Here is an 18,345-nt window from a genome sequence, read left to right as displayed (position 1 = left end):
CCTCAACGGTCGGGGAGAGGCAGGCGCCGCGGGTCTTGCTGTTCCGTACCTCGTTGTACGGGACATCCCAAGGACATCTGTGTGGTGCGGCCGGGCGTCAGACCACCAGCGCCCGGTCCGTCGGCCGGATCGGCGCCGGCAGATCGCTGGCGCCCGTCAGCATACGGTCCACGCCGCGCGCCGCGGAACGCCCCTCGGCGATCGCCCAGACGATCAGCGACTGGCCGCGCCCGGCGTCGCCGGCGACGAAGACGCCGGGGACGCTCGTGGCGTAGTCCGCGTCGCGGGTGACGTTGCCGCGTGCGTCCAGCTCCAGGCCCAACTGCTCGACCAGACCGTTCTCCCGGTCCACGCCGGTGAAGCCCATCGCGAGGGTGACCAGCTCGGCCGGGATCTTCTCCTCGGTGCCCGGCACCGGCTTGAACCCGCCGTCCTCGAACCGCACCTCGACCAGGTGCAGGAAGGCCACGTTGCCGTCCTCGTCGCCCTCGAAGTGCGTGGTCGAGACGGCGTAGACGCGCTCCCCGCCCTCCTCGTGGGCGGAGGTGACCTTGTACGTCATCGGGTAGACCGGCCACGGCTGGCCCTCGGGGCGCTCCTCCGAAGGACGCGGCATGATCTCCAGTTGGGTCACGGACGCCGCGCCCTGCCGGTGCGCGGTGCCGACGCAGTCGGCGCCGGTGTCGCCGCCGCCGATGACCACGACGTGCTTGCCCTCGGCGGAGATAGGCGGGGTGACGTAGTCGCCCTCCTGGACCTTGTTGGCCAGCGGCAGGTAGTCCATCGCCTGGTAGATGCCGGTCAGTTCGCGGCCCGGCACGGGCAGGTCGCGGGCGGTGGTGGCACCGGCGGCGACGACCACCGCGTCGTACCGCTTGCGCAGCTTGGCGGCGTCGATGTCGCGGCCGATCTCCACGCCCGTGCGGAACTTGGTGCCCTCCGCCCGCATCTGCTCGACGCGCCGGTTGATGTGCCGCTTCTCCATCTTGAACTCGGGGATGCCGTACCGCAGCAGCCCGCCGATCCGGTCGGCGCGCTCGTACACCGCGACCGTGTGCCCGGCCCGGGTCAACTGCTGCGCGGCAGCCAGCCCCGCGGGGCCCGAGCCGATGACGGCGACCGTCTTGCCCGACAGCCGCTCCGGCGGCTGCGGCGTGACGGCGCCGGCCTCCCACGCCTTGTCGATGATGGTGACCTCGACGTTCTTGATGGTCACCGCCGGCTGGTTGATGCCCAGCACGCAGGCCGTCTCGCACGGCGCCGGGCACAGCCGCCCGGTGAACTCCGGGAAGTTGTTGGTCGCGTGCAGCCGCTCGCTGGCGGCGGTCCAGTCCTCGCGGTAGGCGTAGTCGTTCCACTCGGGGATGAGGTTGCCCAGCGGACAGCCGTTGTGGCAGAAGGGGATGCCGCAGTCCATGCAGCGGCCCGCCTGCTTGCTGATGACGGGCAGCAGCGAGCCCGGGACGTAGACCTCGTTCCAGTCCTTGACCCGCTCGGCGACGGGCCGGGTCTCGGCGACCTCGCGGCCGGTGGTCAGGAAGCCCTTGGGGTCAGCCATGGAGCGCAGCCTCCATCATCTTCTCGTGCGTCTGGGCCTCGGTGAGGCCGGCCCGCTCAGCGGCGTCCTTGGCGGTGAGCACTGCCTTATACGTGGACGGGTAGACCTTGCTGAACCGGGCGACGCCCGCGTCGGGCGCGTCCCACTCGGCGAGCAGCTTCCCGGCGACGGTCGAGCCGGTCTCCTCGTGATGGCGGCGCACCACGTCGTGCAGCCACTCCCGGTCGGCGTCGTCCAGCTTCTCGACGGCGGCGAGGTTGCCCTCGTTGACGTTGTCCGGGTCGAGGTCGATGACGTACGCGACGCCGCCGGACATGCCGGCCGCGAAGTTGCGCCCGGTCTCGCCCAGCACGACGGCCTGGCCGCCGGTCATGTACTCGCAGCCGTGGTCGCCGACGCCCTCGGCGACGACGAGCGCGCCGGAGTTGCGGACACAGAACCGCTCGCCGACCTTGCCGCGCAGGAACATCTCGCCGCCGGTGGCGCCGTACGCGAGGGTGTTGCCCGCGATGACGCTGTACTCGGCGAGGTGCTCCGCGGCGCGGTCCGGGCGGACCACAAGCCGGCCGCCGGACAGGCCCTTGCCGACGTAGTCGTTGGCGTCGCCCTCCAGCCGCAGCGTGACGCCGCGGGGCGCGAAGGCGCCGAACGACTGTCCTGCGGAGCCGGTGAAGGTGATGTCGATCGCGCCGTCGGGCAGTCCTTCGCCGCCGAACTTCTTCGTCACCTCGTGGCCGAGCATGGTGCCGACCGTGCGGTTGATGTTGCGGATCGCCACCCGGGCCCGTACGGGCTGGGCCTCGGCGGCGGACGGCGCGGCCAGCGCGTCGGCGGCGAGCTTGATCAGCTCGTTGTCGAGCGCCTTCTCCAGGCCGTGGTCCTGGCCGGTGACCTGGTAGCGCGCGGCGCCGTCCGGCAGCTCCGGGACGTACAGCAGCGGCGCGAGGTCCAGGCCCTGCGCCTTCCAGTGGTCGACGGCGCGGGTGATGTCGAGCATCTCGGCGTGGCCGACGGCCTCGTCCAGGCTGCGGAAGCCCAGCTCGGCCAGGAGCTCGCGGACCTCCTCGGCGATGAACTCGAAGAAGTTGACGACGTGTTCCGCCTGGCCGTTGTAGCGCTCGCGCAGCACCGGGTTCTGGGTGGCGATGCCGACCGGGCAGGTGTCCAGGTGGCACACGCGCATCATCACGCAGCCGGAGACCACCAGCGGCGCGGTCGCGAAGCCGAACTCCTCGGCGCCGAGCAGCGCGGCGACGACCACGTCGCGGCCGGTCTTGAGCTGGCCGTCGGTCTGCACCACGATCCGGTCGCGCAGCCCGTTGAGCAGCAGCGTCTGCTGGGTCTCGGCGAGGCCCAGCTCCCAGGGGCCGCCGGCGTGCTTGAGCGACGTCAGCGGGGAGGCACCGGTGCCGCCGTCGTGGCCGGAGATCAGCACTACGTCGGCGTGCGCCTTGGACACCCCGGCCGCGACCGTACCGACGCCGACCTCGCTGACCAGCTTCACGTGGATGCGGGCCTGCGGGTTGGCGTTCTTCAGATCGTGGATGAGCTGCGCCAGGTCCTCGATCGAGTAGATGTCGTGGTGCGGCGGCGGCGAGATGAGGCCCACGCCGGGCGTGGAGTGCCGGGTCCTGGCCACCCACGGGTACACCTTGTGGCCGGGCAACTGGCCGCCCTCGCCCGGCTTGGCGCCCTGCGCCATCTTGATCTGGATGTCGTCGGCGTTGACCAGGTACTCGCTGGTGACGCCGAAGCGGCCGGAGGCCACCTGCTTGATCGCCGAGCGCCGCCGCGGGTCGTACAGCCGGTCGGCGTCCTCGCCGCCCTCGCCGGTGTTGGACTTGCCGCCGAGCTGGTTCATCGCGATGGCCAGCGTCTCGTGCGCCTCCCGCGAGATGGAGCCGTACGACATGGCGCCGGTGGAGAACCGCTTGACGATCTCGGCGACGGGCTCGACCTCGTCGAGCGGCACAGACGGGCGGTCCGACGCCAGCCGGAAGAGCCCGCGCAGCGTCATCAGCCGCTCGGACTGCTCGTCCACGCGCTGCGTGTACTGCTTGAAGATGTCGTAGCGGCGGGTGCGGGTCGAGTGCTGCAGCCGGAAGACCGTGTCGGGGTCGAACAGGTGCGGCTCGCCCTCGCGGCGCCACTGGTACTCGCCGCCGATCTCCAGGTTGCGGTGTGCCGGGGCGATGCCGGAGGCGGGGTACGCCTTGGCGTGCCGGGCGGCGACCTCCCGGGCGATGACGTCGAGTCCCGCGCCGCCGATCTTCGAGGTGGTGCCGTGGAAGTACGTGTCCACGAACTCCTGGTCCAGGCCGATGGCCTCGAAGACCTGCGCACCGCGGTACGAGGCGACGGTGGAGATGCCCATCTTGGACATCACCTTCAGCACGCCCTTGCCCAGCGCCTTGATCAGGTTGCGGATGGCGGCCTGCGCGTCGCCGTCCGGGCCGCCCTCGATGAACGTGCCGGCGCGGACGAGGTCTTCGACGGACTCCATCGCCAGGTACGGGTTGACGGCGGCGGCCCCGTACCCGATGAGCAGGGCGACGTGGTGCACCTCGCGCACGTCGCCGGCCTCGGCCAGCAGGCCGACCTGGGCACGCTGCTTGGTGCGGATCAGGTGGTGGTGGACGGCGGAGGTGAGCAGCAGCGACGGGATCGGGGCGTGCTCGGCGTCGGAGTGCCGGTCGGAGAGGACCAGCAGCCGGGCGCCGGAGTCGATCGCCGCGTCGACCTCAGCGCAGACCTCCGCGAGCCGGTCGGCGAGCGCCTGGCCGCCGCCCTGGACGCGGTAGAGCCCGGAGAGCGTCACGGACTTGAAGCCCGGCATGTCACCGTCGGCGTTGACGTGGATGAGCTTGGCCAGCTCGTCGTTGTCGAGGACCGGGAAGGGCAGCGTGACCGTACGACAGGACGCGGGCGTGGGCTCCAGCAGGTTGCCCTGCGGGCCCAGCGCCGAGTGCAGCGAGGTGACCAGCTCCTCGCGGATCGCGTCCAGCGGCGGGTTGGTGACCTGCGCGAAGAGCTGGGTGAAGTAGTCGAAGATCAGCCGCGGCCGGTCCGAGAGCCCGGCGAGCGGGGTGTCGGAGCCCATGGAGCCGATCGGCTCCGCTCCGGTGCGCGCCATCGGCGCGAGCAGGACGCGCAGTTCCTCCTCGGTGTAGCCGAAGGTCTGCTGGCGGCGGGTGACCGAGGCGTGGGTGTGCACGATGTGCTCGCGCTCGGGCAACTCGGGCAGCGCGACGATGCCGGCGTCCAGCCAGTCCCCGTACGGGTGCTCGGCGGCCAGCTCCGCCTTGATCTCGTCGTCCTCGACGATGCGGTGCTGCGCGGTGTCGACCAGGAACATCCGGCCGGGCTGCAGCCGGCCCTTGCGCACGACGCGGTCCGGGTCGAAGTCGAGCACGCCGACCTCGGAGGCCAGCACGACCAGGCCGTCGTCGGTGACCCAGTAGCGGCCGGGGCGCAGGCCGTTGCGGTCGAGGACGGCGCCGACGAGGGTGCCGTCGGTGAAGCTGACGCCGGCCGGGCCGTCCCAGGGCTCCATGACGGTGGAGTGGTACTGGTAGAACGCCCGCCGGGCCGGGTCCATGGACTCGTGGTTCTCCCACGCCTCCGGGATCATCATCAGCATCGCGTGCGGCAGCGACCGGCCGCCGAGGTGCAGCAGCTCCAGCACCTCGTCGAAGGAGGCGGTGTCGGAGGCGTCGGGGGTGCAGATGGGGAAGACCCGCTCCAGGTCGTGCTCCCCGAACAGCTCCGAGTAGAGCTGGGATTCGCGCGCGCGCATCCAGTTGCGGTTGCCCTTGACCGTGTTGATCTCGCCGTTGTGCGCGATGTAGCGGTACGGGTGGGCCAGCGGCCAGCTCGGGAAGGTGTTGGTGGAGAACCGGGAGTGCACGACGCCGATGGCGGTGGTCAGCCGGCGGTCCGACAGGTCGGGGAAGAACGGTTCGAGCTGCCCGGTGGTCAGCATGCCCTTGTAGACCAGGGTCCGCGAGGACAGCGAGGGGAAGTACACATCGGTCTCGCGCTCGGCGCGCTTGCGCAGCACGAACGCGGACCTGTCCAGCTCGATGCCGCTCTTGCGGGCCGCCGGGTCGGCGCTCTCGACGAAGAGCTGGGCGAACGACGGCATGGTCGCGCGGGCGCCGGCGCCGAGCAGCCCGGGTGCGACGGGCACCTCGCGCCAGCCGAGGACCCGCAGGCCCTCCTCGGCGGCGATGGCCCCGACCCGCTCCCGTACGGCGGCGGCCTCGTCCTCGGCCACGGGCAGGAAGGCCATGCCGACGGCGTACGCACCGGCGGCCGGCAGCGGGAAGCTCACGGCGGCACGCAGGAAGGCGTCCGGGACCTGCAGCAGGATGCCGGCGCCGTCGCCGGTGTCGGGGTCGGAGCCGGTGGCACCGCGGTGTTCCAGGTTGCGCAGCACCGTCAGCGCCTGCTGGACGAGTGCGTGGCTGGCCTCCCCGCTCAGCGTGGCGACGAAGCCGACCCCGCAGGCGTCGTGCTCGTACCGGGGGTCGTACAGCCCCTGCGCTGCAGGGCGGGCCGCCTGGGATGCGTGCCGCATCGGCTCTCCCGTCGTCGTCGTGGCAGTGATGCGTGCCGAGGGACGACGTTGGCCCTGGCCGAAATTTCGTGCAGGTTACATGATGACCTGCAGCTCAGGAAGTGGATACCGCGTATCAGCATCCGGACACCCCTGGTCGGGGAGTGCACCCCGCCGCGCGGGGGATCTGCACGGTTCGTGCAGGACGAAGCGCGGGCGGCACTGCCCGCGGTTCCCGTCACATGCCCGCGGAGGTCCGGTTCGAAACGCGGGGGTAATAGATCAGGCGTGCGGGCAGGTCGCTTTCGAGGATACGGGATCCGGCCGGGCCGGCGGCCCGTCGCTCAGCCCCCGACGGTGGCCCCGAAGAGGGCGCCCAGGCCGTACGTGACGGCCGCGGCGGCGCCGCCGAGGAACAGTTGCCGCAGCCCGCTGTACCACCAGGCGCGGGCCGTGATGCGCGCCACCGCCGCGCCGCAGGCGAAGAGCCCGACCAGCGCGAGCAGCACCGCGGGCCACAGCGCCGTGGCGCCCAGCAGATACGGCAGCACCGGCAGCAGCGCGCCGACGGCGAAGGAGCCGAACGACGACAGCGCCGCCACCAGCGGCGACGGCAGGTCGCCCGGGTCGACGCCCAGCTCCTCACGGGCGTGGATCTCCAGCGCCTGCTCGGGGTCGCGCATGAGCTGCCTGGACACCTCGGCGGCCAGCTCGGGGTCCACCCCGCGGGACTCGTACAGATCGCTCAGCTCGCGCAGCTCGTCCTCCGGGTGCCGGCTCAGCTCCCGCCGCTCCACGTCCAGCTCGGCGAGGACCAGCTCCCGCTGGGAGGCGACGGAGGTGTACTCCCCCGCGGCCATCGAGAACGCGCCTGCCGCCAGCCCTGCGAGGCCGGTGAGCACGATCGTCGAGGACGAGACCGAGCCGCCGGCCACGCCGGTGATCAGCGCGAGGTTCGACACCAGCCCGTCCATCGCGCCGAAGACGGCGGGCCGCAGCCAGCCGCCGGTGACGTCACGGTGGGTATGGCCGTGCCGCTCGGCCGGCCGGCCCGCCTGCAGCCCCGCGGACATGGATCGCGCTCCCCTCGTCGATCTTCAGTTCGACGATACGCGGGGTCCCGGCGGCCCGCCAGCAAGGCAGGCCGTACTCACCTGGGGCGACGCGGCCCGCCCGGCCGCCGCCCGCGGGGTGCCGGGGGCGGTGTGTCCGGGGGCGGCGGGGGCGCGAGTGGCTGAGGCGTCGGAGGCGCCGCGGCCTCGGGGGTGCTTCCCGTACGCGGCGGGGCTCCCCCCGGCGGAGGTGCCCTTACCGGCCATATCACCGGGGTTCGGTAGCCTGACTCGCCGGACAGACTCTAGGGGACTATCCGGCCGGGCAACCGGGCCGGACACGGGCGGGGCCGTCGCCGCGGGTGCGGTGACGGCCCTGCCGTGCGTGCGGTGTGCCGGGCGGCTACGTGTGCCGGCCGCGCTCCCCCGCGGGGGCGTCCCCCGCGGTCTTGGCCTCGGCCGCGCCGGCGGTCGCGGGCTCCTGCTCCTGCCCGTCGGCGGCCCCGGAGGCGTCACCGGGCTCGTCCGGGCCCTCCGCCTTGGCGGGCTCGCCGTCCTTGGCATCGGCCTCGGTCTTCCCGGCGGCGCCGGGCGCGTCCTTCTCAGTGCCGGCGGGCTCGTCCTGCGCGGCGGGCTCCACGACCTCCTCGCGGCCCGGCCGCTTCTTCGCCGACACCACGATGTAGAGCACCGCGGCGGCGAAGACCAGGATCGACGTCCAGACGTTGAGCCGCAGCCCGAGGACGTCGTGCGCCTCGTCCACGCGCAGGTACTCGATCCAGCCGCGGCCCGCCGTGTACGCCGCGACGTAGAGCGCGAAGGCCCGGCCGTGGCCGAGGCGGAAGCGCCGGTCGGCCCAGATCACCAGCAGCGCGACGCCGATGCACCACAGCGACTCGTACAGGAAGGTCGGGTGGAAGGTCTCGGCGGTGCCGGTGACGGAGTGCTCGGCGTCGATCTCGACGGCCCAGGGGACGTCGGTCTGCTTGCCGTACAGCTCCTGGTTGAACCAGTTGCCCCAGCGGCCCAGGGCCTGCGCGAGCGCGATGCCGGGCGCGACGGCGTCGGCGTAGGCCGGGATCGGGATGCCGCGGCGGCGGCAGCCGATCCAGGCGCCGAGCGCGCCCATCGCGATGGCGCCCCAGATGCCCAGGCCGCCCTCCCAGATCTCGAAGGCCTTGACCCAGTCGCCGCCCTCGCCGAAATACGGCTCGTACGTGGTGACGACGTGGTAGAGCCGGCCGCCGACGAGGCCGAAGGGCACGGCCCAGATGGCGATGTCCGCGACGGTCCCCGCCCGGCCGCCGCGCTCGATCCAGCGGCGTCCGCCGAGCCAGATGGCCACGAAGATGCCGAGCAGGATGGCGAGGGCGTAACCGCGCAGCGGGAGCGGTCCGAGGTGCCAGACGCCGTCGGAAGGGCTGGGGATGTATGCGAGATCCATAGCAGCACCGACGGTACCGTGCCGCGGCGCGGCGCGGGGAGCCCGCGGGGACAACGGCTCCGTAACTCTCCGCGATATCGCCGCCGCGCACCGGCGGCTCAGCCCTTGCCGGCGTCCTCGACGAGCTGCTTGAAGCTCTCCGGGGTGAGGTTCGAGCCCGGCCCGAGGATGTTCTTGCCCTCCAGCAGGACGGTGGGTGTCGAGTTGTGGCCGGACTTGCCGAACGCCACGTCGGACGCGCCGACCCAGCCGTCGAACCTGCCGTCGTCGACGCAGGAGTCGAAGCGCTTGCCGCGCAGTCCGTCCACCTTGCCCGCCAGGTCCTTCAGGTGCCCCTTGTCGGCGAAGGCGTCGTCGTTCTCCGGCGGCTGGTTCTGGAAGAGCACGTCGTGGTACGGGACGAACTTGCCGGCGTCCTGGGCGCAGGCGGCGGCGTTGGCGGCGTTCAGCGAGCCGGTGCCGCCGAAGTTGCCGTCGATCAGCTTGACCAGCCGGTAGTCGGTGCGCAGCTTCCCGGCGTCCTCCAGGTCGTTGATCGTCTTGCTGAAGCGGTCCTCGAACTGGCCGCAGGCCGGGCAGCGGAAGTCCTCGTACACGGTGAGGCCGGCCGGGGCGTCCGCCTTGCCCGCGGGCAGCGCGAGGCGGTCCTTGCCGACGGCGCCCTTCGGGAACGCGACGGGCTTGTCGTTGGTGTCACTGCCGCTGTTCTGGCCGACGAGGACGCCGACCACCGCGACCACGGCGAGCACCCCGACCACCGCGGCGAGCACGACCAGCATCCGCCGCCGCTTGTCCTTGGACCTCTGCCGCTCGCGCTCGGCCTGCATCCGTTCCCGGGCGGTGCGCTTCCCCTGAGGGTTGTTCTCGCTCACGCCCGGCTATAACGAGGGACCCGGCCCCCGGTGACGGATCAGAACACGCGCCCGTACTGCAGGTAAGCGGCGGCGGCGGACAGCACCAGCACGACCGAGACGAGGACGAGGCAGACGGTGAGGGCGCGCGGCACCGGCGCGTGGGGCATCCGTGGGCGGGGGCGGCGCATCCGACGCTGCCTGGGCGCCGCCTCGCGCCGGGCTTCGTCGGCGGCGAGCCGCTCCGTGACCTCATACCACCGCGCAGAGCGCTCCTTCGGCGCGGTGGCTTCTATCTGGCCCAGGGAGTCCCTCTGGAACCGCTCCCATATGTCATCGGGCAGACGCGGTTCGTCGTCGGCGCCCGGCTGATTGCCGGCCATCGGGCCCTCCCCAGTGCGGCACGGAATGCTACCTCAAGTTTCGCACGTCCGTACCCACCGCGGAGGGCCCTGTGGATATCCGCAGGGGTCCTTCAGCCCCGGCGGCGTACCCCCTCGGCCAGCTCACCCGCCAGTGCCCGCACGGCCGCCAGGCCCGCCTCGTGGTCGTCCCCGGCGGCCAGCAGCCGCTTGACGAACGCCGAGCCGACGATCACGCCGTCGGCGAACGCGGCGACCTCGGCCGCCTGGTCCGCCGTCGAGACGCCCAGGCCGACACAGACCGACAGGCCGCCGTCCCGTACCGCCTCGGTGGCGCGGGTACGCCGGACCAGATCCTGGGCCTCGCGGCCCACGGACTCGCGGGTGCCGGTGACGCCCATCAGCGACGCGGCGTAGACGAAGCCGCTGCCGGCCGCCGTGATGGCCGACAGCCGCTGCTCGCGGCTGCTGGGGGCGACCACGAAGACGGTGGCCAGGCCGTGCTTGTCGGCCGCCTGCCGCCACGGGCCCGACTCCTCGACGGGCAGGTCGGGCAGGATGCAGCCCGCGCCGCCCGCCGCGGCCAGGTCCTCGGCGAAGCGCTCGGGGCCGTAGCGGTCGACCGGGTTCCAGTACGTCATGCAGAGCACCGGGGCGTCCGTCGCGGACTGCACCTCGGCGACCGTGCGGATCACGTCCCTGATACGCAGCCCGCCGCGCAGCGCGATGTCGTCGGCGGTCTGGATCACCGGGCCGTCCAGCACCGGATCGCTGTGCGGCAGGCCGACCTCGACGGCGTCGCAGCCGCCTTCGAGCATGGCGGTCATGGCCCGTACGCCCGTGTCCACGTCGGGGAAGCCGGCGGGCAGATAGCCGATGAGGGCCGCCCGGTCCTCCGCCTTCGCGGCGGCGAGCACGGCGTCGAGCCGCGCGATGTTGCCCGTCACCGGTCCGCCTCCTCGGCGTCGTAGAGCCCGAAGTAGCGGGCGGCGGTGTCCATGTCCTTGTCGCCCCGTCCCGAGAGGTTGACGACGATCAGGCCCTCGGGGCCCAGCTCCCGGCCGACCTCCAGCGCACCGGCGAGCGCATGGGCGCTCTCGATGGCCGGGATGATGCCCTCGCTGCGCGACAGCAGCCGCAGCGCCTGCATGGCCTCGTCGTCGGTCACGGCCCGGTACTCGGCACGGCCGGCGTCCTTGAGGTAGGCGTGCTCGGGGCCGACGCCCGGGTAGTCGAGGCCGGCGGAGATCGAGTACGGCTCGGTGATCTGACCGTCCTCGTCCTGCAGGACGTACGACCGGGAGCCGTGCAGGATCCCGGGGTCGCCGAGGCTGAGGGTCGCGGCGTGCTCGCCGCTGGTCAGGCCGTGCCCGGCCGGCTCGCAGCCGACGAGGCGCACGGCGGGGTGGGGCAGGAAGGCGTGGAAGAGGCCGATGGCGTTGGAACCGCCGCCGACACAGGCGACGGCCGCGTCGGGCATCCGGCCCGTGCGGTCGAGCAACTGCTGCCGGGCCTCGATGCCGATGACCCGGTGGAAGTCCCGGACCAGCGCGGGGAAGGGGTGCGGTCCCGCGACCGTGCCGAAGAGGTAGTGGGTGTGCCCGACGTTGGCGACCCAGTCGCGGAACGCCTCGTTGATGGCGTCCTTGAGGGTGCGGCTGCCGGACTTCACCGGGACGACCTCGGCGCCGAGGATCCGCATGCGGGCGACGTTGAGCGCCTGCCGCTCGGTGTCGATCTCGCCCATGTAGACGGTGCACTCCAGGCCGAGGAGGGCGCAGGCGGTGGCGGTGGCCACGCCGTGCTGGCCCGCGCCGGTCTCGGCGATGACGCGGGTCTTGCCCATGCGGCGGGTGAGCAGGGCCTGGCCCAGCACGTTGTTGATCTTGTGCGAGCCGGTGTGGTTGAGGTCCTCGCGCTTGAGGAAGACCCGGGCGCCGCCGGCCTCCGCGGCGAAGCGCGGCACCTCGGTGAGCGGGCTGGGCCGGCCGGTGTAGTTGACCAGCAGGTCGTTCAGCTCGGCGACGAACGACTCGTCGCCCTTGGCCTTCTCGTACGCGACGGCGACCTCGTCGACGGCGGCGCGCAGCGCCTCGGGGATGAACTTGCCGCCGTACGCGCCGAAATAGCCTTCGGCGGTCGGCACCTGGCGCTCTGGGTCAGGGATGAAGAATTCTGCGGGCATGACTGATCCTCGGTCGGAACGGATGACGGACGGCGTGGGGACACGCCGCGTGCCATCGCATGCCGTTGATCTGACCGGGCTCGGCCCCGATGTGGTACCTCACCCGCCGCCCGCGCACGCGCCGCGCGGGAGCCCGGCAGCCACGCGGCCGGCACCCCGGGGCGAGGACGCCGCCCGCCTGGCGGACGGAGGCGAGAGCGGCACGGCGCCCGGCCGCCGCGCCCCGCGGCGGGCGGGGCTGACGCTCCGCGTGCGTGGCCACCGGGGCGTCAGCCCCGCCCGTGGCGCAGCGCAGGATGGGCGCCGGCGGCGACGAGGTCGGCGACGGCGGCGCGCGGGTCCTTGCCGGTGACCAGGGACTCGCCGACGAGCACGGCGTCGGCGCCGTCGTTCGCGTACGCGATGAGGTCGTGCGGGCCGCGCACGCCGGACTCGGCGATCTTGACGATGTGGTCGGGGATCTCGGGGGCCACCCGGCCGAAGTTGCCGCGGTCCACCTCGAGCGTCTTGAGGTTCCGCGCGTTCACGCCGATGATCTTCGCCCCGGCGGCCACCGCCCGCTCGGTCTCCTCCTCGTCGTGCACCTCGACCAGCGGCGTGAGCCCGATGGACTCGGCCCGCTCCACCAGCGAGACCAGCGCCTCCTGGTCCAGCGCGGCGACGATCAGCAGCACCAGGTCGGCGCCGTACGCCCGCGCCTCCCAGAGCTGGTACGAGGTGACCACGAAGTCCTTGCGCAGCACCGGCAGGTCCACCTTGGCGCGCACGGCCTCCAGGTCCGCCAGCGAGCCGCCGAAGCGGCGCTGCTCGGTCAGCACGCTGATGACGGCGGCGCCGCCCGCCTCGTAGTCCGCGGCGAGCGCGGCCGGGTCGGCGATGGCCGCGAGCGCGCCCTTGGAGGGGCTGGAGCGCTTGACCTCGCAGACGACGGTGACGCTGTCGCCGCGCAGCGCGGCGACGCCGTCGCGCGCCTGGGGGGCCCTGGCGGCGCGCTCCTTGAGCTCGTCGAGGCCGACCCGGGCCTGCCGCTCGGCGAGGTCCTCGCGCACGCCGTCAATGATCTCGTCGAGCACACTCACGCGAGCGGACCCCTTTCTGCTGGCGCCGGTGCCGGCCGGCGCCTGGCGCCGGCCGCCGGCGGGCGGCTGTTCGGGTACCTGTGATGGTATCCGGCACCGGGCGGAAGCCCCGAATCCGGACCTTCTCCGTCCCACCTGCCGGACGCGCTGCCGCTACGGTCCCGGCACCGCCCCGAACGGCAGGTTCCGCAGCAGCGTAAACGCTGCGACCAGCGCGAACAGCACCGACCCCACCGGCAGCCGTGCCGGGATCCGGATCCGCCGGAGCACGCGCGGGCGGGGGCGTACGGCGGCGAGCAGCCAGCCCAGCAGGGCGACGGCGAGGACGGCCGCGCCGGCGGCAGCAAGGGCGTTGGCGCCGAGCGCCCCGGCCACGTCGCCGTGGGCGAGCGCGTACGCGCAGCGCAGGCCGCCGCAGCCGGGGCAGGCAAGGCCCGTGTACGCGAGGACGGGGCAGGGCGGGTAGCGGCCGGGCTCGTTCGGGTCGGCGGCGCCGACCGCGACGAGGCCGGCGGCGGCGCAGGCCAGCGCGGCGAGCGGGGGCGCGAGGCGCCGCAGCGGGGCGGTTGTGGCGGTACGGGCGGACACACCCGGATTGTCCCGGTACGGGTGGGCGGGCGCATCCGGTGGTGCGGCGTACGGCAGGGAATGGCGGCGCACTTGCGGCGCCGCGCGCCCGGCCCGGGTTCCCCTGCCGGGGCGGGGCGCGGACCGTACGGGCTACTCGCCGGCGATGCGCACCGGCGGCAGCGGCTTCTTGCCCATGCCCATGCCGCGCATCACGGCGCCGACCACGCCGCCGATGGGGATGATGACCAGGCTCAGCCAGAACGCCAGGGGCTGGTCCATCACCATCAAAGCGCCCGAAACGCAGAACCCGATGAAGATGATGACCGCCGTGGTCCATGCGGCCGGCGTGTGTCCGTGGTCGTGGTTCTCCGCCATTACTGCACTCCTTGAAACGTACAACCGCTCATATCACCAGACGCGGCCATTGTCCCCGATCGGTCCTGGCCGCCGACGACGGGGGCCGGTCAGCGCTCGCGGGTGGGGTCCTCGCCGCGGTCGAGGGCCTTCCACAGCTCCTCGGGCCGCTCCGGGTCCACGGGCGCGGCCCGCCGCGGGCGGGCGGCGGCGCCGGCGCCGGGGCGCTCGTAGCGCCCGGACATCGCCGGCCAGCCGGGGCCGTAGCGCAGCGCGAGCAGTCCGGCGCACAGCAGCAGCACGCCGCCGGCCAGGCTCACCCAGGCCCACGCGGTATGGCTGACGGCGGCGACCGTGGCGTCGGTGAGGCCGGCCGCCTCGGCGGCCTGGTCGTCGAGCGCGGCGGTGTCGGAGGCGCCGAGGGCGGAGGCGGCGACCACGCCGACGCCGCAGAGCGTGAGCAGCGCGGCGACGACGGTGCGGCCGGCGCGGCGGACGGCGAAGACGGCGACCAGGGCAGCAAGCCCGACGATCGCCAGCGCCGACGGCACACCGGTGACGTCCCGGCCGCCGGCGGTGACGTCAAGCACGGCGTCCGCGACGGGGGTGGCGGCCTCGCCCTCGGCCCAGGTGCGGCCGGCGGCGACGAGGACCACGGCGGCCCCGAGCGCGCCGGAGAGCAGGGCGGCGGCGAGCGGGGCGCGGGAGGCGGACTGATATGTCACCCGGTAAGGGTCTCGCACCCGTCGGGACCGGTTCCGGCAGGGGGGCGCGGGCGGCCCGGCACACGCGCCGGAGCGGCCGGGCCGGGACGGGTGGCGGAACCCCGTCGCGTACGGTCCCGGCGCCGTCGTACGCCCACGTCCCACCGCCGCGGCCGGGCCGCCCCCGTACGCCCCGCTACCCCGCCGTCCCCCGGCCGGCCCGCGACAGGTGCCCCGCCGCCGCGACCGCCCGCAGCACCGCCGCCGCCTTGTTGCGGCACTCCGCGTCCTCCGCCTCCGGGTCGGAGTCCGCCACGATCCCGGCGCCCGCCTGCACGTACGCCGTGCCGTCGCGCAGCAGGGCGGTGCGGATCGCGATGGCGGTGTCCGCGTCGCCGGCGAAGTCCAGGTACCCGACGCAGCCGCCGTACAGCCCGCGCCGTGTGGGCTCCAGCTCCTCGATGATCTGCAGCGCCCGCGGCTTCGGCGCCCCCGACAGCGTCCCGGCGGGGAAGCAGGCGGTGAGCACGTCGAACGCGGTACGCCCCGGGGCGAGCCGGCCGGTGACTGTGGAGACGATGTGCATCACGTGGCTGTAGCGCTCGACCGACATGAAGTCCACGACCTCGACGCTGCCGGGCTCGCAGACCCGGCCGAGGTCGTTGCGCCCGAGGTCGACGAGCATCAGGTGCTCGGCGCGCTCCTTCTCGTCGGCGAGCAACTCCTCGGCCAGCGCCGCGTCCTGCTGCGGCGTCGCCCCGCGCGGGCGCGTACCCGCGATGGGGTGCAGCAGGGCGCGCCCGTCCTCGACCTTGACCAGCGCCTCGGGGCTGGAGCCGACGATGTCGAACGCGCCCGCGCCGGCGCCGGTGTCGGGCAGCCGGATCAGATACATGTACGGGCTGGGGTTGGTGGCCCGCAGCACGCGGTAGACGTCGAGGGCGCTCGCGGCGCACGGCGTCTCGAACCGCTGCGAGGGCACGACCTGGAACGCCTCCCCCGCCCTGATCCGCTCCTTGATGTCCGCGACCGCCGCCCTGAACTCCGCGCCGCCCCACAGCTCCCCGTACTCCGGCAGCGCGGACGGCGGCAGCGGCGCCGCGCTCGCGGCGGTGGGGCGGGCGAGGTCGGCGGTCATCGCGTCGAGCCGGGCGACCGCGTCCTCGTACGCCTCGTCGACGCCCGTGTCGAGGTCGTTGTGGTTGATCGCGTTGGCGATCAGCAGGACGCTGCCGTCCCAGTGGTCGAGGACGGCGAGGTCGGAGGTGAGCAGCATCGTCATCTCCGGCAGCCGCAGGTCGTCCGCGGTGCTGTCGCCGATGCGCTCCAGCCGCCGCACGGCGTCGTACCCGAGGTAGCCGACCATGCCGCCGGTGAAGGGCGGCAGGGCTTCCCGGCCGTCGGCGCTCTGGTGGAGGTCGCGCGGGGTGTGCAGGGCCTCGACGGTGGCGCGCAGGGCGGCCAGCGGGTCGCCCCCGGTGGGCAGGCCGACGGGCGGGGTGCCGAGCCAGCGGGCCCGGCCGTCGTGCTCGGTGAGGGTGGCGGCGCTGCGGACACCGACGAACGAGTACCGCGACCACGTGCGGCCGTTCTCCGCGGACTCCAGCAGGAACGTGCCGGGGCGCTCGCCGGCGAGCTTCCGGTACAGCCCCACGGGGGTGTCGCCGTCGGCGAGCAGCCGGCGCACGACGGGGATGACGCGGCGGTCCTTGGCCAGCGTGCGGAACGTCTCCCGGTCCGGAGTGGTCACTCGGCGCCGCCCACGGTCAGCTCGCGTCCGTCGAAGCAGGTGCGGCTGCCGGTGTGACAGGCGGGGCCGACCTGGTCGACGCGGACGAGCACGGTGTCGGCGTCGCAGTCGAGCGCGACCGACTTCACGTGCTGCACGTGCCCGGACGTCTCGCCCTTGACCCAGTACTCCTTTCGGCTGCGGCTGTAGTACGTGCCGCGGCCGGTGGTCAGCGTACGGTGCAGCGCCTCGTCGTCCATCCACGCCAGCATGAGCACTTCGCCGCTGTCGTACTGCTGCACGACGGCGGGCAGCATGCCGTCGGCGTTCCGCTTCAGGCGCGCCGCGACGGCGGGATCGAGGTCGGAGGGCCCCGCGGGCCGGTTGCCGGTCATGGGGCCATTGTGCCAACAGAGGCGGACACACCGCGGTCCCAGAGGGCGCGACGCGCGCGGCCGGGGATGGCCCCTTCCCGTACATCGGAACGTGTCGATAGGGCATGCTTCGCCCATGACCAACCCACCTCCGGATCCGCCCGCAAGACCCCGCGGGCCGAAGACCGCCGTCACCGCCGCGGTGGCGGCGGCCCTGCTCGTCGCCGTGGCGGTCGCCGCCTTCCTCGCGCTGCGCGGCGGGGACGACGGCGGGGCGCAGGCGGGCGGCCCGCGGCCGCAGGGCAGCGCGGAGCGGCCGGCGGGTCAGGACAGCCTCGACGGCGCGGAGACGAAGAGCGCGGGCGCGGGCTCGGCGGCGGGCACCGCGGACGCGCGGGGGGAGCTGGAGCCGACCGAGTCGCACATCCCGTACGTGGTGCTGCGGACCGGCGAGTGCTTCGACCACCCGTCGCTGGACACGAGCGTCGAGTCGGTCGAGACCCGCCCGTGCACGGGCCCGCACGACGGCGAGGTCATCGGCAACCGCACGCTGAGCGGGGATTTCCCGGACGGCGACGCGCTGGACGACCAGGCGCTGGGGCTGTGCCAGCGGGCCGCGGAGGAGAAGCTGGAGACGATGCCGGCGGACGGGCGGCACTACTTCTACTACGCGATGTACCCGACCATGACGACGTACGAGTACCAGAGCCAGGACGAGATCTCCTGCGCGCTCACCCTCAGCACCGAGCCCGACGGCCCGAAGCTGACCCAGCCGCTGCCGTGACCCCCGCCCGCACCGCGCGGCGCCAACTCCCGGCGCGGCATTGCGTGCCCCGGCGTCGCCGACGGTCGTAGGGTGGCGGCATGACGACCCATGCGAAGCGGGAACGGCTCCTCCTCGCCGATCTGCTGGAGGGCGCCGGACCCGAGGCGCCGACGCTGTGCGAGGGCTGGACGACGTACGACCTGGCCGCGCACGTGGTGGTGCGCGAGCGCCGGCAGGACGCGGCCGGCGGCATCCTCTTCAAGCCGCTGCAGAACCGGCTGGAGCGCGTGCAGGCGGAGTTCCGGCAGAAGCCGTACGACGAGCTGGTGCAGCTCATCCGCAGCGGGCCGCCGCGGTTCTCGCCGTTCGCGCTCAAGCAGGTCGACGAGGCCGCGAACGTCGTGGAGTTCTACGTGCACGCCGAGGACGTCCGCCGCGCGCAGCCCGACTACGCGCCGCGCGAGCTGGACCCGGTCTTCTCCGACACGCTGTGGAACCGGCTGGAGCGCGGCGCGAAGATGATGGGCCGCAAGTCGCCCGTCGGGCTGGTGCTGCGCCGCCCCGACGGCCAGACGGCGGTGGCCCACCGGGGCGCGCCGGTGGTCACGGTGACCGGGGATCCCGCGGAGCTGCTGCTGTTCGTCACCGGGCGGCAGGAGGCGGCGAAGGTGGAGCTGGAGGGCGACGAGGACGCCGTGGCGCAGGCGCAGTCCGCGCCGCTCGGCATCTGACGCCGCACGGCGCCGGGTTGCGCCGGCC

Annotated in this window: 17 protein-coding genes; 2 read left to right on the top strand and 15 right to left on the bottom strand. The window is 73.6% G+C overall.

The features are described from left to right. Positions 1-97 precede the first annotated feature (97 nt). From CXR04_RS28435 to hisI, 15 genes are all read right to left on the bottom strand, one after another. Positions 98-1,558 (bottom strand): glutamate synthase subunit beta, encoded by a 1,461-nt coding sequence (locus tag CXR04_RS28435; RefSeq protein ID WP_101425089.1) that lies wholly within the window; start codon positions 1,556-1,558, stop codon positions 98-100. Beyond that, entirely contained in the window at positions 1,551-6,137 is a 4,587-nt protein-coding gene (gene gltB / locus CXR04_RS28430; RefSeq protein WP_101425088.1) for a glutamate synthase large subunit, read from the bottom strand. The genes CXR04_RS28435 and gltB overlap by 8 nt, the downstream gene beginning before the upstream one ends. 323 nt (positions 6,138-6,460) lie before the next feature. Then, positions 6,461-7,189, bottom strand: a complete 729-nt coding sequence (locus CXR04_RS28425) for a VIT1/CCC1 transporter family protein (protein WP_101425087.1) — start codon at positions 7,187-7,189, stop codon at positions 6,461-6,463. A gap of 382 nt (positions 7,190-7,571) precedes the next feature. Then, a complete protein-coding gene (lgt, locus tag CXR04_RS28420; RefSeq protein ID WP_101425086.1) occupies positions 7,572-8,612 on the bottom strand; it encodes a prolipoprotein diacylglyceryl transferase in 1,041 nt (346 codons plus the stop codon). 98 nt (positions 8,613-8,710) lie between these two features. Then, entirely contained in the window at positions 8,711-9,484 is a 774-nt protein-coding gene (locus CXR04_RS28415) for a DsbA family protein (protein WP_267898209.1), read from the bottom strand. A gap of 38 nt (positions 9,485-9,522) precedes the next feature. Further along, entirely contained in the window at positions 9,523-9,846 is a 324-nt protein-coding gene (locus CXR04_RS28410) for a hypothetical protein (RefSeq protein WP_101425084.1), read from the bottom strand. Positions 9,847-9,938: 92 nt separating this feature from the next. Continuing rightward, positions 9,939-10,772, bottom strand: coding sequence for a tryptophan synthase subunit alpha (trpA, locus tag CXR04_RS28405; protein WP_101425083.1), 834 nt, complete (start codon positions 10,770-10,772; stop codon positions 9,939-9,941). Further along, positions 10,769-12,010 (bottom strand): tryptophan synthase subunit beta, encoded by a 1,242-nt coding sequence (trpB, locus tag CXR04_RS28400; RefSeq protein WP_101425082.1) that lies wholly within the window; start codon positions 12,008-12,010, stop codon positions 10,769-10,771. Before trpB ends, trpA begins: the two co-directional genes overlap by 4 nt. After that, positions 11,985-12,128, bottom strand: coding sequence for a hypothetical protein (locus tag CXR04_RS36955; protein WP_442802413.1), 144 nt, complete (start codon positions 12,126-12,128; stop codon positions 11,985-11,987). The genes trpB and CXR04_RS36955 overlap by 26 nt, the downstream gene beginning before the upstream one ends. Before the next feature lie 151 nt (positions 12,129-12,279). Then, on the bottom strand, positions 12,280-13,089 hold the full coding sequence (gene trpC / locus CXR04_RS28390) for an indole-3-glycerol phosphate synthase TrpC (RefSeq protein ID WP_101425081.1): 810 nt from the start codon (positions 13,087-13,089) through the stop codon (positions 12,280-12,282). Positions 13,090-13,242: 153 nt separating this feature from the next. After that, the gene (locus CXR04_RS28385) at positions 13,243-13,677 is read right to left on the bottom strand and encodes a DUF2752 domain-containing protein (RefSeq protein WP_234380537.1); all 435 of its coding nucleotides are present in this window, start codon (positions 13,675-13,677) and stop codon (positions 13,243-13,245) included. A 132-nt stretch (positions 13,678-13,809) separates the two neighbouring features. After that, positions 13,810-14,034: an HGxxPAAW family protein gene (locus CXR04_RS28380; RefSeq protein WP_101425080.1), complete on the bottom strand. Its 225-nt coding sequence runs from the start codon at positions 14,032-14,034 to the stop codon at positions 13,810-13,812. 89 nt (positions 14,035-14,123) lie between these two features. Next, positions 14,124-14,738: a TIGR02234 family membrane protein gene (locus CXR04_RS28375; RefSeq protein ID WP_101425079.1), complete on the bottom strand. Its 615-nt coding sequence runs from the start codon at positions 14,736-14,738 to the stop codon at positions 14,124-14,126. A 175-nt stretch (positions 14,739-14,913) separates the two neighbouring features. Further along, on the bottom strand, positions 14,914-16,467 hold the full coding sequence (locus tag CXR04_RS28370) for an anthranilate synthase component I (RefSeq protein ID WP_101425078.1): 1,554 nt from the start codon (positions 16,465-16,467) through the stop codon (positions 14,914-14,916). Beyond that, positions 16,464-16,841, bottom strand: coding sequence for a phosphoribosyl-AMP cyclohydrolase (gene hisI / locus CXR04_RS28365; protein ID WP_101425077.1), 378 nt, complete (start codon positions 16,839-16,841; stop codon positions 16,464-16,466). The genes CXR04_RS28370 and hisI overlap by 4 nt, the downstream gene beginning before the upstream one ends. 115 nt (positions 16,842-16,956) lie before the next feature. Here hisI and CXR04_RS28360 point away from each other — a divergent pair, with 115 nt between their 5' ends. Together CXR04_RS28360 and CXR04_RS28355 are read left to right on the top strand one after the other, a co-directional pair. Next, the gene (locus tag CXR04_RS28360) at positions 16,957-17,604 is read left to right on the top strand and encodes a hypothetical protein (RefSeq protein ID WP_101425076.1); all 648 of its coding nucleotides are present in this window, start codon (positions 16,957-16,959) and stop codon (positions 17,602-17,604) included. 80 nt (positions 17,605-17,684) lie between these two features. Beyond that, entirely contained in the window at positions 17,685-18,317 is a 633-nt protein-coding gene (locus CXR04_RS28355) for a TIGR03085 family metal-binding protein (protein WP_101425075.1), read from the top strand. Positions 18,318-18,345 lie beyond the last annotated feature (28 nt).

Origin of the sequence: Streptomyces sp. CMB-StM0423 (assembly GCF_002847285.1) — a bacterium.
GTDB lineage: Bacteria > Actinomycetota > Actinomycetes > Streptomycetales > Streptomycetaceae > Streptomyces.
This window is presented reverse-complemented; position numbering and strand designations above follow the sequence as displayed.